Genomic DNA, 14,007 nt, shown 5'->3' with positions numbered 1-14,007 from the left:
CGGTACGCCGCCATCCGGCAACCGTGCCGTATGGCGCCTGATGGCGCTGCGCTTATCAGGCCTACAGGTCCTTTTCCACTCGTAAACCTCCCTCACAAAGCCCATTCTGGCACGCCAATTGCTTAATATAATCAAGAGGCTGCACACCACCGACTGGCGCAACTAAGTTGCACCACAACAACACATCGGTAGCACCAAAATCGTGCAAACTGCGATTTTTGCCTCAAATCGGTGCGGCGCGCTTCGCAAAAATAAACAATAAAGCAGCAAAATCTTTACATTAAGCCAAACTAAATGCTAACAAACACACATAACGCTGCACGCTAAAGACGCAGCGAGAACAACACAACAATCACAATGGGTATCAATGCATCTTTGCCGATGCAGAGGATAAAGGAGTTGGATATGCAATTACGTAAACTGGCCGCCGCCATGCTGGTCATGGGTGTGACCGCTGGCCTGGCGCATGCAGAAGACGCACAGCCTGCCGCCGATGCCGCGCAGCAATCGACGCTGGATAAAATTGCTAAAAACGGCGTTATCGTCGTTGGCCACCGCGAATCATCTGTGCCGTTCTCCTACTACGACAACCAGCAGAAAGTGGTCGGTTACTCTCAGGACTACTCCAACGCCATCGTTGACGCTATCAAGAAAAAGCTCAACAACCCGAAACTGGATGTGAAGCTGATTCCAATCACTTCCCAGAACCGTATTCCACTGCTGCAAAACGGCACCTTCGACTTTGAGTGTGGCTCTACCACCAACAACGTCGAACGCCAGAAACAAGCTGCATTCTCCGACACCATCTTCGTGGTCGGTACGCGTCTGCTGGTGAAAAAAGGCGGCCCGATTAAAGACTTCCCGGATCTGAAAGACAAAGCGGTGGTTGTGACCTCCGGTACTACCTCTGAAATTCTGCTGCACAAGCTGAACGACGAGCAAAAAATGAATATGCGCATCATCAGCGCCAAAGACCACGGTGACTCCTTCCGTACCCTGGAAAGCGGTCGTGCAGTGGCGTTTATGATGGATGATGCCCTGCTGGCTGGTGAACGTGCGAAAGCCAAGAAACCAGACAACTGGGAGATCGTCGGCAAGCCGCAGTCTCAGGAAGCTTATGGCTGTATGCTGCGTAAAAACGACCCTGACTTCAAAAAGCTGATGGATGACACCATCGCTCAGGCGCAGACCTCAGGCGAAGCGGCGAAATGGTTTGATAAGTGGTTCAAAAACCCAATTCCACCGAAAAACCTGAACATGAACTTTGAGCTGTCAGAAGAGATGAAAACGCTGTTCAAAACGCCAAACGACAAAGCACTTAACTAATTAAAAAAATGGGGCGGATAAATCTGCCCTCTCGATTGTAGTTCAGCACGGACAGACTATACGTCAGGTGGTCGTTCCCCACCTGGCCTGAATACCGCAAAACGCTGTTCCACAATCTTCGAGGGTAGCAGGTCGTACTGCTACCCTTTTTTTTCTGGAGTTCATTATGTCAATAGACTGGAACTGGGGTATCTTTTTACAACAGGCCCCATTCGGCAACACCACCTATCTCGGCTGGCTGTGGAGCGGCTTTCAGGTCACCGTCGCACTCTCGATTACCGCCTGGATTATCGCCTTCCTCGTCGGCTCGCTGTTCGGCATCCTGCGTACCGTTCCAAACCGCTTTTTGTCCTCGCTCGGCACCTGCTACGTCGAGCTGTTCCGTAACGTCCCGCTGATTGTGCAGTTCTTTACCTGGTACCTCGTGGTGCCGGAATTACTGCCGGAAAATCTCGGCATGTGGTTTAAGTCGGAGTTGGATCCGAACATCCAGTTCTTCCTCTCTTCGATGATCTGTCTGGGTCTGTTCACCGCCGCCCGCGTCTGCGAGCAGGTACGCGCCGCCATTCAGTCGCTGCCGCGCGGGCAGAAGAACGCCGGTCTGGCGATGGGCCTGACGCTACCGCAAACCTACCGCTACGTGCTGCTGCCGAACGCTTATCGCGTTATCGTGCCGCCGATGACCTCCGAGATGATGAACCTGGTGAAGAACTCGGCCATCGCCTCCACGATTGGTCTGGTCGATATGGCCGCGCAGGCAGGCAAGCTGCTGGACTACTCCGCGCACGCCTGGGAATCCTTTACGGCGATCACCCTCGCCTACGTCTTCATTAACGCCGTGATTATGCTGGTAATGGCGCTGGTGGAACGCAAAATCCGCCTGCCAGGCAATCTGGGAGGTAAATAATGTACGATTTTGACTGGAGTTCGATTGTTCCGTCGATGCCTTACCTGCTGGCAGGTCTGGTTATCACCCTCAAAATTACCGTCACGGCGATTATCATCGGTATCGTCTGGGGTACGCTGCTGGCGGTGATGCGCCTGTCGGCGTTTAAACCTGTTGCCTGGTTTGCTAAAGCCTACGTCAATATCTTCCGCTCCGTGCCGCTGGTGATGGTGCTGCTGTGGTTCTACCTGATTGTGCCGGGCTTCCTGCAAAACGTGCTTGGGCTGTCACCAAAAAGCGATATCCGCCTGATCTCGGCGATGGTGGCGTTCTCGATGTTTGAAGCCGCCTACTACTCCGAGATTATCCGTGCAGGTATTCAGAGCATCTCGCGCGGGCAGTCCAGCGCCGCACTGGCGCTGGGGATGACCCACTGGCAATCAATGAAGCTCATCATTCTGCCGCAGGCTTTCCGCGCCATGGTGCCGCTGCTGCTAACCCAGGGGATTGTCCTGTTCCAGGATACCTCGCTGGTGTACGTCCTGAGCCTCGCGGACTTCTTCCGTACCGCTTCCACGATTGGTGAGCGTGACGGGACTCAGGTGGAAATGATTCTGTTTGCTGGTTTTGTCTATTTTGTGATTAGCCTTAGCGCCTCGCTGCTGGTCAGCTACTTGAAGAAAAGGACCGTATAATGATTACCCTGAAAAACGTCTCTAAATGGTATGGTCACTTTCAGGTGCTGACCGATTGCTCCACGGAAGTGAAAAAAGGCGAAGTGGTGGTGGTGTGCGGGCCGTCCGGCTCCGGCAAATCCACGCTGATTAAAACCGTTAACGGTCTTGAGCCGGTACAGCAGGGCGAAATCCTGGTCAACGGCACTAAGGTCAACGACAAAAAAACCGACCTCGCGAAGCTGCGTTCTCACGTCGGCATGGTGTTCCAGCACTTCGAGCTGTTCCCGCACCTGTCGATCATCGAGAACCTGACGCTGGCGCAGGTTAAGGTTCTGAAACGCGATAAAGCCGCGGCCCGCGAAAAAGGCTTAAAGCTGCTCGAGCGCGTAGGGCTTTCCGCGCACGCCAACAAGTTCCCGGCGCAGCTCTCCGGCGGCCAGCAACAGCGTGTGGCAATCGCCCGTGCGCTCTGTATGGATCCGGTCGCAATGCTGTTTGATGAGCCAACATCGGCGCTCGATCCTGAGATGATCAACGAAGTGCTGGACGTGATGGTCGAGCTGGCCCATGAAGGGATGACCATGATGGTGGTGACTCACGAAATGGGCTTTGCGCGCAAAGTGGCTAACAGAGTTATCTTTATGGACGAAGGCAAGATCGTTGAAGATGCCGACAAAGAGGCCTTCTTCGCTAACCCGAAATCTGACCGCGCGAAAGATTTCCTCGCCAAAATCCTGCACTAATCCCAACCTCATATAGCCCGGCCGAGCGAAGCGACGCCGGGTCGGGCACTGAGCTATCCCGACGTCGCTTCGCTCGGCCGGGCTACCCTTTTGCGCGTCTCATCACGCTTTCGCGTTTCTGCTCTCGTTCATTCCACATGCAGGATTTACCCTTGTCACAAAATAATGCTGACAAGGAACCGCTATGGCACTGCCAATTATTCTTGATTGCGACCCGGGTCATGATGACGCGATCGCTATTGTTCTCGCCCTCGCCTCACCTGAGCTGGAGGTGAAAGCTATCACCTCTTCCGCCGGTAACCAGACGCCGGACAAAACCCTGCGTAACGTCCTGCGCATGTTGACGTTACTCCAACGTCCGGATATTCCGGTCGCTCGCGGCGCGATAAAGCCGTTGATGCGTGAGCTGATTATTGCCGACAACGTTCACGGCGAGAGCGGGCTTGATGGCCCGGCGCTGCCGGAGCCGTCCTTTGCGCCGCAGCCTTGCACCGCCGTTGAGCTGATGACCAAAACCCTACGTGAAAGCCCGCAGCCGGTCACTATTGTCTCTACAGGCCCGCAAACCAACGTCGCGCTGCTGCTCAACGGCCACCCGGAACTGCACGCAAAAATCGCCCGTATCGTTATCATGGGAGGTGCGATGACGCTCGGCAACTGGACGCCTGCCGCCGAGTTCAACATCTTTGTTGATCCGGAAGCGGCAGAAATCGTCTTCCAGTCGGGAATTCCGGTCGTCATGGCTGGACTTGATGTGACGCATAAAGCGCAAATCCACGCTGCCGATACCGAGCGTTTTCGCGCGATTGGCAACCCGATTTCAACCATTGTTGCCGAGCTACTCGACTTCTTTATGGAATACCACAAGGATGAAAAGTGGGGCTTTGTTGGCGCGCCGCTGCACGACCCGTGTACCATCGCCTGGCTGCTGAAGCCGGAGATCTTCACTACCGTTGAGCGCTGGGTTGGCGTGGAGACGCAGGGGAAATACACGCAGGGGATGACGGTGGTGGATTACTACTTCCTGACGGGGAATAAACCGAACGCGACGGTCATGGTGGACGTAGACCGAGAGGCGTTTGTTGATCTGTTGGCTGAACGGTTAGCGTTTTACCATTGAGCCGGTCCCGGCGGCGCTGCGCTTGGCCGGGCTACAATCCTCATGTAGCCCGGGCGAACGGTGTGCCCCCGGGAATACCCATTACGGCTCGAACGGCCGACGCTGGAACTGGTCATGCCCGCACTTCGGGCAGCGCGGCAGCACGTCCGGCGTATACACCGCCAGGTGGTAATGACACTTCTCGCACACCAGGTTACCCAACCCCACCACTTCCCCACTGTGATACACCCCGTGATGGTTCAGATCCTGGAACACTTCGCGCCATTCCAGCTGCGTTTTGTCGGTAATATCCACCAACTCCTGCCAGATACTCTCCTTAATCACCCGCAAAAACACGCTGTCGGAATCATCTTCCTGACTTTCGCTGTAGCTCATCGCGAACTCTTCGAGGTCACGACGAACGGCGCGCAGCAGTTCATCAATTTCACTACGCGTTAACTCGCTGGTTTGTGCGACCTTCGCCCGCGCCTGCGCGACCAGGGCATCGATATCGCGTTCACCATTGCGCAGACGTTCAGTTAGCGAGCCCACCAATTCACGGTAAATTTGAGCAACCTTGTTCATTGTTTCCTCTCCCAGCCAGTTAACCTCTTCTAATAATAGCCGTTATTTGATTTCTGCTTTGCCAGCTTCACCACAGAGTTGATAAATGACGCCCGGAGCTTTTCGCCGCCTTAACGTGCGAAAGGCTGTTTTGACGTGAACGTTTGGGCTATGCTATGCGGATCTGAAATACCACATCTATAGGCTACATTTGTAGCTGTATTGAAAACAGGATCACTGGCTGCCATGCAAGAGCAATACCGCCCGGAAGAGATAGAATCGAAAGTCCAGCTTCACTGGGATGAGAAGCGCACATTTGAAGTTACTGAAGACGAGAGCAAAGAGAAGTATTACTGCCTGTCGATGCTTCCCTATCCTTCTGGTCGACTACACATGGGCCACGTCCGTAACTACACCATCGGCGACGTTATTGCTCGCTATCAGCGCATGCTGGGCAAAAACGTTCTGCAGCCTATCGGCTGGGATGCGTTCGGCCTGCCGGCTGAAGGTGCTGCGGTAAAAAATAACACCGCGCCTGCGCCATGGACCTACGACAACATCGCGTACATGAAAAACCAGCTCAAAATGCTGGGCTTTGGCTATGACTGGAGCCGCGAGCTGGCTACCTGTACCCCTGAGTACTATCGCTGGGAGCAGAAGTTCTTCACCGAGCTGTATAAAAAAGGCCTGGTGTACAAGAAGACCTCTGCGGTGAACTGGTGTCCGAATGACCAGACCGTACTGGCGAACGAACAGGTTATCGACGGCTGCTGCTGGCGCTGCGATACCAAAGTTGAGCGTAAAGAGATCCCACAGTGGTTTATCAAAATCACCGCTTACGCTGACGAATTGCTGCGCGATCTGGACAACCTGGATCACTGGCCTGACACCGTGAAAACGATGCAGCGCAACTGGATCGGCCGTTCCGAAGGGGTTGAAATCTCCTTTGACGTTAACGACTACGCCAACAAACTGACCGTTTACACCACCCGTCCAGATACCTTCATGGGTTGCACCTACCTGGCCGTTGCTGCGGGTCACCCGCTGGCACAGCAGGCTGCGGCTAACAACCCAGCTCTGGCAGCTTTCGTCGACGAATGCCGTAACACCAAAGTGGCTGAAGCCGATATGGCGACCATGGAGAAAAAAGGCGTCGACACCGGCTTTAAAGCTATTCATCCGCTGACCGGCGAAGCGATCCCTGTATGGGCGGCAAACTTCGTCCTGATGGAGTACGGTACTGGCGCAGTGATGGCCGTTCCGGGCCACGATCAGCGCGACTATGAATTTGCGACTAAATACGGCCTGAACATCAAGCCGGTTATCCTTGCCGCAGACGGCAGCAAGCCGGATCTCTCCGAGCAGGCGCTGACCGAAAAAGGCACCCTGTTTAACTCCGGCGAGTTCGACGGCCTGAGCTTTGAAGACGGCTTCAACGCTATCGCTGACAAACTGACGGCGATGGGCGTGGGTGAGCGTAAAGTGAACTACCGTCTGCGTGACTGGGGCGTATCCCGTCAGCGCTACTGGGGTGCGCCAATCCCAATGGTGACGCTGGAAGATGGCACCGTGCTGCCAACCCCAGAAGATCAGCTGCCGGTTATCCTGCCGGAAGATGTGGTCATGGACGGCATCACCAGCCCGATCAAAGCCGACCCAGAGTGGGCAAAAACCACCGTTAACGGTATGCCTGCACTGCGTGAAACCGACACCTTCGACACCTTCATGGAATCTTCATGGTACTACGCGCGTTACACCTGCCCGCAGTATCAGGAAGGCATGCTGGACGCTAAAGCGGCGAACTACTGGCTGCCGGTTGATATCTACATTGGCGGTATCGAACACGCTATCATGCACCTGCTCTACTTCCGCTTCTTCCACAAACTGATGCGTGATGCGGGCATGGTTAACTCTGATGAACCGGCTAAACAGCTGCTGTGTCAGGGCATGGTGCTGGCAGATGCCTTCTACTACGTGGGCGCAAACGGCGAACGTAACTGGGTTTCCCCAGTTGACGCTATCGTTGAGCGCGACGAGAAAGGCCGTATCGTGAAAGCGAAGGACGCGGCGGGCCATGAGCTGGTGTATACCGGCATGAGCAAAATGTCCAAGTCCAAAAACAACGGCATCGACCCGCAGGTGATGGTTGAACGCTATGGTGCAGATACCGTGCGTCTGTTCATGATGTTTGCTTCTCCAGCGGATATGACTCTGGAATGGCAGGAATCCGGCGTTGAAGGGGCGAACCGCTTCCTGAAACGTGTCTGGAAACTGGTCTATGAACACACCGCTCAGGGCCCGGTTGCGGCGCTGAACGTCGATGCGTTAACGGAAGATCAGCAGGCACTGCGCCGTGACGTTCATAAAACTATTGCTAAAGTTACCGATGATATCGGTCGTCGTCAGACCTTCAACACCGCCATCGCGGCGATCATGGAGCTGATGAACAAACTGGCGAAAGCACCGCAGGAAGGCGAGCAGGACAGAGCGCTGATCCAGGAAGCGCTGCTGGCCGTCGTGCGTATGCTCAACCCGTTCACCCCACACGTTAGCTTCACGCTGTGGCAAGAGCTGGGCGGCGAAGGCGATATCGACAACGCGCCGTGGCCGGTGGCTGACGAGAAAGCGATGGTGGAAAACACCACGCTGGTCGTGGTTCAGGTCAACGGTAAAGTTCGCGGTAAAATCACCGTTGCGGTTGACGCGACTGAAGAGCAAGTTCGTGAGCGTGCAGGCCAGGAACACCTGGTTGCGAAATACCTTGAGGGCGTAACCGTGCGTAAAGTGATTTACGTACCGGGCAAGCTGCTTAACCTGGTCGTTGGCTAAGCGCGGGAGGAAGCGTGCGATACCTGACAACATTGTTGTTATCTTTGGCGGTGCTGGTCACCGCCGGATGCGGCTGGCATCTGCGTAGCACTACGCAGGTGCCAGACGAAATGAAAACGCTGATTTTCCAGTCTAGCGATCCAAACGGTCCTCTGAGCCGTGCAGTTCGCGAACAGCTGAGAACGAGTGGCATAACCGTGCTTGATCAAAGCACGACGCGCCAGGACGTTCCGTCCCTGCGTCTGGGCTCATTCAGCCTCCAGCAGGACACAGCTTCCGTGTTCCAGAATGGTCAAACGGCTGAATATCAGATGGTGATGACGGTTAACGCCACGGTACTTATCCCAGGTCAGGATATTTTCCCTATCTCGACCAAAGTGTACCGTTCGTTCTTCGACAACCCGCAGAAAGCGCTGGCGAAAGACAGCGAGCAGGGCATGATCGTACAAGAGATGTACCAGAAAGCGGCTGAACAGTTGATTCGTAAGCTGCCAAGCGTACACATTGCCGATGCCAAAGAGAGTGCGGAAAATCAGGCGACCCAGCCTGCCGCCAGCTCTCGTGTATCAACCACTCTGGGTAACTGATGATTCGGTTGTACCCAGAACAACTCCGCGCGCAGCTCTCTGAAGGGCTGCGCGCGGCGTATCTCCTGCTCGGTAATGACCCCCTTTTCCTCCAGGAAAGCCAGGACGCCATCCGGCATGCCGCCGTCAGCGAAGGCTTTATCGAGCACCATACCATCACGCTTGACGCCAGCACCGACTGGAACGAGCTTTTTTCCCTCTGCCAGGCGATGAGCCTGTTCGCCAGCCGCCAGACGCTGCTGCTGCTGCTGCCTGAAAACGGCCCTAACGCCGCGATCAACGAACAGCTCGCCACGCTGGTGAGCCTGCTGCATGACGATCTCCTGCTGATTATTCGCGGCAACAAGCTGACCAAAGCGCAGGAAAACGCCGCCTGGCTGACCACTCTGGCGACCCGCGCCGTGCAGATTAGCTGTCAGACGCCGGAACCCGCGAATTTACCGCGCTGGCTGGCTAACCGCGCGAAGCAGAACAACCTGCAGCTTGATGAACCCGCAAGCCAACTGCTCTGCTACTGCTATGAAGGCAACCTGCTGGCGCTGTCACAGGCGCTGGAGCGCCTGTCGCTGCTGTGGCCGGACGGCAAGCTGACGCTGCCTCGCGTTGAACAAGCCGTCAACGATGCCGCGCACTTTACCCCTTTCCACTGGGTCGATGCCCTGTTAGCTGGCAAGAGCAAACGCGCGCTGCATATCCTGCAGCAGCTACGTCTGGAAGGCAGCGAGCCGGTTATCCTGCTGCGCACCATACAGCGTGAACTGCTCATGCTGGTGACCTTAAAGCGTCAAAGCGCGCACACTCCGCTGCGCGCATTGTTTGATAAGCATCGGGTCTGGCAAAACCGTCGCGGCATGGTGGGCGATGCGCTCAACCGACATAGCGCCGCACAGCTTCGTCAGGCCGTGACGCTGTTAAGTCACGCAGAGCTGACGCTGAAACAGGATTACGGTCAGTCGGTCTGGGCTGAACTGGAAAGTTTGTCGCTGCTGCTTTGTCATAAAGCACTGGCCGACGTTTTTATCGATGGATGATATGGCAAAACTACAGGCGCTTTTCGGCGGGACCTTCGATCCCATTCACTATGGTCACCTCAAACCAGTAGAGATTCTGGCTAACCAGATAGGCCTGTCTCGGGTCATCATTATGCCCAATAACGTGCCGCCGCACCGTCCGCAGCCGGAAGCCACTAGCGAACAGCGTAAGTTTATGGTCGAACTGGCCATTGCCGATAAGCCGCTGTTTGTGCTCGACGAACGCGAACTGCGCCGTGACACGCCGTCCTGGACGGCAGATACGCTGCAGGAGTGGCGACAGGAACAGGGGCCAGAGCAACCGCTCGCCTTTATCATCGGCCAGGATTCGCTGCTTACCTTCCCAAGCTGGGAGCGCTACGAGACGATTCTCGACAACGCTCACCTGCTGGTGACCCGCCGGCCGGGCTATCCTCTAACCATGAAGCATGAGGAGCACCAGCAGTGGCTGGATCGCCATCTCACCAGCAACATCGAAGATCTGCATCATCAGCCGGCAGGGAAAATATACCTGGCAGAAACGCCGTGGTTTGATGTTTCCGCCACGCTGATTCGCGAACGCTTAGAGCGCGGTGAGTCCTGTGAAGAGATGATGCCGGAGGCCGTACTCTCTTACATCATCAACCAGGGGCTGTATCACCACGGCGCTTAGCGTCATACACCAGGGGAGACGCGATGAAAATCTGGCTAGTACGTCACGGTGAAACCGAAGCCAACGTGGCAGGACTGTACAGCGGCCACGCGCCGACCCCGCTGACCGTTAAAGGCCAAAGGCAGGCTGAACGCCTTGGCGAAATGCTGTATCAGGTTCCCTTCGACCGCGTGCTGTGCAGCGAACTGGAGCGCACCCAGCACACGGCACGCCTGCTGCTGGGCGAGCGACGAATCCCTATCACCCCTCACCCGCTGTTGAACGAGATGTTTTTCGGCGACTGGGAGATGCGCCATCACCGCGATCTTCAGATTGAAGATAAAGAGAACTACGCCGCCTGGTGCGCCGACTGGCAGCACGCCGCCCCGACCAACGGCGAAGGTTTCCCCGATTTCTCCCGCCGCGTTTCAGCGTTTGCCGCCGAGCTTGCCCACTATGATGACCACAACCTGCTGATCGTCAGCCATCAAGGCGTGCTTAGCCTGCTAACCGCGCTGCTGCTCGGCATGCCGATGGCCGGAATGTGGCATTTCCGCATCGACCACGGCGCGTGGAGCGTTATTGATTTTTCAGCGGAATTTGTCACCCTCCGAGTGCTCAATAGTCGCGCAATCTGGCTGCCGGAAGCGGAATAAAACGGATTTCTGCACCAGACCTCCGTCCACCCATTGACACACGTTGCAAGGCTGTTATCCTCCGCAGCCAGAATCATCCCCCTCCAACACTTGTGGACAGAAATTGTTTTACAAAAATGGCGATGCAATCAGCGCTAAGGGATGGGATGATAGCCCGCCAGAACGCCCGTTCGGTGATTTTTTGTCCCGATAATATTTTCAATTCGGGTATACTGTCTGGCTGTTTAATACCGTTTATCTTCACACCCCAGGGGGAACACTTGCAGGGTAAAGCACTCCAGGATTTTGTTGTCGACAAAATTGATGATTTGAAAGGTCAGGACATCATCACCATTGATGTTCAGGGTAAATCCAGCATCACTGATTGCATGGTTATCTGTACTGGCACCTCTAGCCGCCACGTTATGTCCATTGCCGATCATGTGGTCCAGGAATCCCGCGCTGCTGGCCTGCTGCCGCTGGGCGTTGAAGGCGAAAATGCCGGCGACTGGATTGTTGTTGATTTAGGCGATGTCATTGTCCATGTCATGCAGGAAGACAGCCGTCGCCTGTATGAACTGGAAAAGCTCTGGGGTTAAGTTGTGAAGCTGCAGTTGGTCGCCGTCGGCACCAAAATGCCTGACTGGGTACAAACCGGATTTACCGAATACCTTCGTCGTTTTCCGAAAGATATGCCGTTCGAACTGGTGGAAATTCCTGCCGGCAAGCGCGGTAAAAACGCCGACATCAAACGTATTCTGGATAAAGAGGGCGAGTTAATGCTCGCCGCCGCAGGAAAAAACCGTATCGTCACGCTGGATATTCCAGGCAAACCCTGGGATACGCCGCAGCTTGCACGTGAACTGGAACGCTGGAAAGGTGACGGGCGTGACGTTAGCCTGCTTATCGGCGGACCAGAAGGGCTTTCCCCGGCATGCAAAGCCGCAGCAGAACAAAGTTGGTCGCTCTCCACGCTGACGCTCCCGCACCCGCTTGTGCGCGTGCTGGTAGCCGAAAGCCTTTATCGGGCGTGGAGCATCACCACCAACCACCCTTACCACCGCGAGTAATGAGACCTAGGTAGATTAAGCAGCGAATGAAACTACAGAATTCTTTTCGCGACTATACGGCAGAGTCCGCGCTATTTGTGCGCCGGGCGGTGGTCGCTTTTTTGGGAATTTTGCTGCTTACCGGCGTGCTGATTGCCAACCTCTACAATTTGCAGATCGTTCGTTTTACCGACTACCAAACGCGTTCTAACGAAAACCGTATCAAGCTGGTGCCTATCGCGCCAAGCCGCGGCATTATTTACGATCGTAACGGTACGCCGCTGGCGCTTAACCGCACCATCTACCAGCTGGAAATCATGCCGGAAAAAGTCGACAGCGTGCAGGAGACCATTGATGGCCTGCGCAGCGTTGTCGATCTCTCCGATGACGATATTGCCGCCTTTAAAAAAGAGCGCGCACGTTCGCACCGCTTTACCTCTATTCCGCTGAAAACCAACCTCACCGAAGTGCAGGTGGCGCGCTTTGCCGTCAACCAGTACCGCTTCCCGGGCGTTGAGGTTAAAGGTTACAAGCGACGCTTCTATCCGTATGGTTCTGCCTTAACTCACGTTATCGGCTACGTCTCTAAAATTAACGATAAAGACGTCGACCGCCTCGATAAAGATGGCAAGCTCGCCAACTATGCGGCAACCCATGATATCGGCAAGCTGGGCATTGAGCGCTATTACGAAGATATGCTGCATGGGCAGACCGGCTACGAAGAGGTTGAAGTCAACAACCGTGGCCGCGTTATCCGTCAGTTGAAAGAGGTGCCGCCGCAGGCCGGTCACGATATCTACCTGACGCTTGACCTCAAGCTGCAGCAGTATATCGAGACGCTGCTGGCCGGCAGCCGTGCCGCCGTGGTGGTCACTGACCCGCGCAACGGCAGCATTCTGGCGCTGGTCTCAATGCCAAGCTACGACCCTAACCTGTTCGTTGATGGCATCTCCAGTAAAGACTACAGCGGCCTGTTAAACGATCCGAATACGCCGCTGGTCAACCGCGCTACCCAGGGGGTTTACCCTCCGGCCTCCACGGTGAAACCGTATGTGGCGGTCTCCGCCATGAGCGCAGGCGTAATTAACCGCAACACCAGCCTGTTTGACCCAGGGTGGTGGCAGCTTCCGGGCTCAGAAAAACGCTACCGTGACTGGAAAAAATGGGGCCACGGCCACCTGAACGTTACCAAAGCGCTGGAAGAGTCTGCGGATACCTTCTTCTACCAGGTCGCCTATGATATGGGTATTGACCGTCTGTCAGAGTGGATGAGCAAGTTCGGCTACGGCGACTATACCGGCATCGACCTTGCGGAAGAGCGCTCCGGTAATATGCCAACCCGCGAATGGAAACTTAAACGCTTTAAAAAACCATGGTATCAGGGCGATACCATTCCGGTGGGGATCGGCCAGGGTTACTGGACGGCAACCCCTATCCAGATGAGCAAAGCGCTGATGATCCTGATTAACGATGGCATCATCAAAACGCCTCACCTGCTGGCTAGCACCGTCGAAGAAGGCAAGAAAGTGCCGTGGATACAGCCGCAGGAGCCGCCGATAGGCGACATCCATTCCGGCTATTGGGAAATTGCCAAAGACGGGATGTTCGGCGTTGCCAACCGTGGCAATGGTACCGCGCACAAATATTTTGCCAGCGCACCGTATAAGATTGCGGCCAAGTCTGGTACCGCGCAAGTCTTTGGCCTGAAAGCTAACGAAACGTATAACGCCCACCGTATTGCGGAGCGTCTGCGTGACCACAAATTAATGACCGCGTTTGCGCCGTATAACGACCCACAGGTGGCGGTCGCTATTATTTTAGAAAACGGTGGTGCAGGCCCGGCGGTCGGTACCATCATGCGTCAAATTCTTGATCACATCATGCTGGGCGATAACAACACCGATTTACCGGCTGAAAACCCAGCGGCCGCCGCGGCGGAGGACCAATAAA

The 14,007-nt window shown here is 55.4% G+C and carries 14 protein-coding genes; 13 read left to right on the top strand and 1 reads right to left on the bottom strand.

Annotated features, from left to right (window positions below):
• The first annotated feature begins 405 nt into the window (after positions 1 to 405).
• The 5 genes from AB2B48_RS00315 to rihA all read left to right on the top strand — a co-directional run bounded on the left by AB2B48_RS00315 (position 406) and on the right by rihA (position 4,752).
• Positions 406 to 1,326 carry an amino acid ABC transporter substrate-binding protein gene (locus AB2B48_RS00315; RefSeq protein ID WP_185669820.1) on the top strand — a complete coding sequence of 307 codons (921 nt, stop codon included), beginning with the start codon at positions 406 to 408 and terminating at the stop codon, positions 1,324 to 1,326.
• Positions 1,327 to 1,492: 166 nt separating this feature from the next.
• Positions 1,493 to 2,233, top strand: a complete 741-nt coding sequence (locus tag AB2B48_RS00310) for an amino acid ABC transporter permease (RefSeq protein ID WP_035894314.1) — start codon at positions 1,493 to 1,495, stop codon at positions 2,231 to 2,233.
• A complete protein-coding gene (gene gltK, locus AB2B48_RS00305; RefSeq protein ID WP_185669821.1) occupies positions 2,233 to 2,907 on the top strand; it encodes a glutamate/aspartate ABC transporter permease GltK in 675 nt (224 codons plus the stop codon). Before AB2B48_RS00310 ends, gltK begins: the two co-directional genes overlap by 1 nt.
• On the top strand, positions 2,907 to 3,632 hold the full coding sequence (gene gltL / locus AB2B48_RS00300; RefSeq protein ID WP_185669822.1) for a glutamate/aspartate ABC transporter ATP-binding protein GltL: 726 nt from the start codon (positions 2,907 to 2,909) through the stop codon (positions 3,630 to 3,632). Before gltK ends, gltL begins: the two co-directional genes overlap by 1 nt.
• Positions 3,633 to 3,816: 184 nt before the next feature.
• The gene (rihA, locus tag AB2B48_RS00295; RefSeq protein ID WP_368300510.1) at positions 3,817 to 4,752 is read left to right on the top strand and encodes a pyrimidine-specific ribonucleoside hydrolase RihA; all 936 of its coding nucleotides are present in this window, start codon (positions 3,817 to 3,819) and stop codon (positions 4,750 to 4,752) included.
• A gap of 81 nt (positions 4,753 to 4,833) precedes the next feature.
• Here rihA and AB2B48_RS00290 read toward each other — a convergent pair whose 3' ends face one another.
• Positions 4,834 to 5,316, bottom strand: coding sequence for a zinc ribbon-containing protein (locus AB2B48_RS00290; RefSeq protein ID WP_333010291.1), 483 nt, complete (start codon positions 5,314 to 5,316; stop codon positions 4,834 to 4,836).
• Between the two features lie 225 nt (positions 5,317 to 5,541).
• Between AB2B48_RS00290 and leuS the strand changes: the two genes are divergently transcribed.
• From leuS to mrdA, 8 genes are all read left to right on the top strand, one after another.
• A complete protein-coding gene (gene leuS, locus AB2B48_RS00285) occupies positions 5,542 to 8,124 on the top strand; it encodes a leucine--tRNA ligase (protein WP_368300509.1) in 2,583 nt (860 codons plus the stop codon).
• Between the two features lie 14 nt (positions 8,125 to 8,138).
• A complete protein-coding gene (lptE, locus tag AB2B48_RS00280; RefSeq protein ID WP_368300508.1) occupies positions 8,139 to 8,711 on the top strand; it encodes an LPS assembly lipoprotein LptE in 573 nt (190 codons plus the stop codon).
• A complete protein-coding gene (gene holA / locus AB2B48_RS00275; protein WP_368300507.1) occupies positions 8,711 to 9,742 on the top strand; it encodes a DNA polymerase III subunit delta in 1,032 nt (343 codons plus the stop codon). The genes lptE and holA overlap by 1 nt, the downstream gene beginning before the upstream one ends.
• Complete coding sequence (gene nadD / locus AB2B48_RS00270) at positions 9,735 to 10,394, top strand: nicotinate-nucleotide adenylyltransferase (RefSeq protein WP_368300506.1); 660 nt, start codon at positions 9,735 to 9,737, stop codon at positions 10,392 to 10,394. Before holA ends, nadD begins: the two co-directional genes overlap by 8 nt.
• Positions 10,395 to 10,417: 23 nt before the next feature.
• Positions 10,418 to 11,029, top strand: a complete 612-nt coding sequence (locus AB2B48_RS00265; protein WP_368300505.1) for an adenosylcobalamin/alpha-ribazole phosphatase — start codon at positions 10,418 to 10,420, stop codon at positions 11,027 to 11,029.
• A 260-nt stretch (positions 11,030 to 11,289) separates the two neighbouring features.
• Complete coding sequence (gene rsfS / locus AB2B48_RS00260; protein ID WP_185669830.1) at positions 11,290 to 11,607, top strand: ribosome silencing factor; 318 nt, start codon at positions 11,290 to 11,292, stop codon at positions 11,605 to 11,607.
• A 3-nt stretch (positions 11,608 to 11,610) separates the two neighbouring features.
• Entirely contained in the window at positions 11,611 to 12,078 is a 468-nt protein-coding gene (rlmH, locus tag AB2B48_RS00255; protein WP_035894327.1) for a 23S rRNA (pseudouridine(1915)-N(3))-methyltransferase RlmH, read from the top strand.
• A gap of 26 nt (positions 12,079 to 12,104) precedes the next feature.
• Complete coding sequence (gene mrdA / locus AB2B48_RS00250) at positions 12,105 to 14,006, top strand: peptidoglycan DD-transpeptidase MrdA (protein WP_185669831.1); 1,902 nt, start codon at positions 12,105 to 12,107, stop codon at positions 14,004 to 14,006.
• The last annotated feature ends 1 nt before the right edge of the window (position 14,007 follow it).

This window comes from Kluyvera sichuanensis, assembly GCF_040930405.1.
GTDB classification, from domain to species: domain Bacteria; phylum Pseudomonadota; class Gammaproteobacteria; order Enterobacterales; family Enterobacteriaceae; genus Kluyvera; species Kluyvera sichuanensis.
This window is presented reverse-complemented; position numbering and strand designations above follow the sequence as displayed.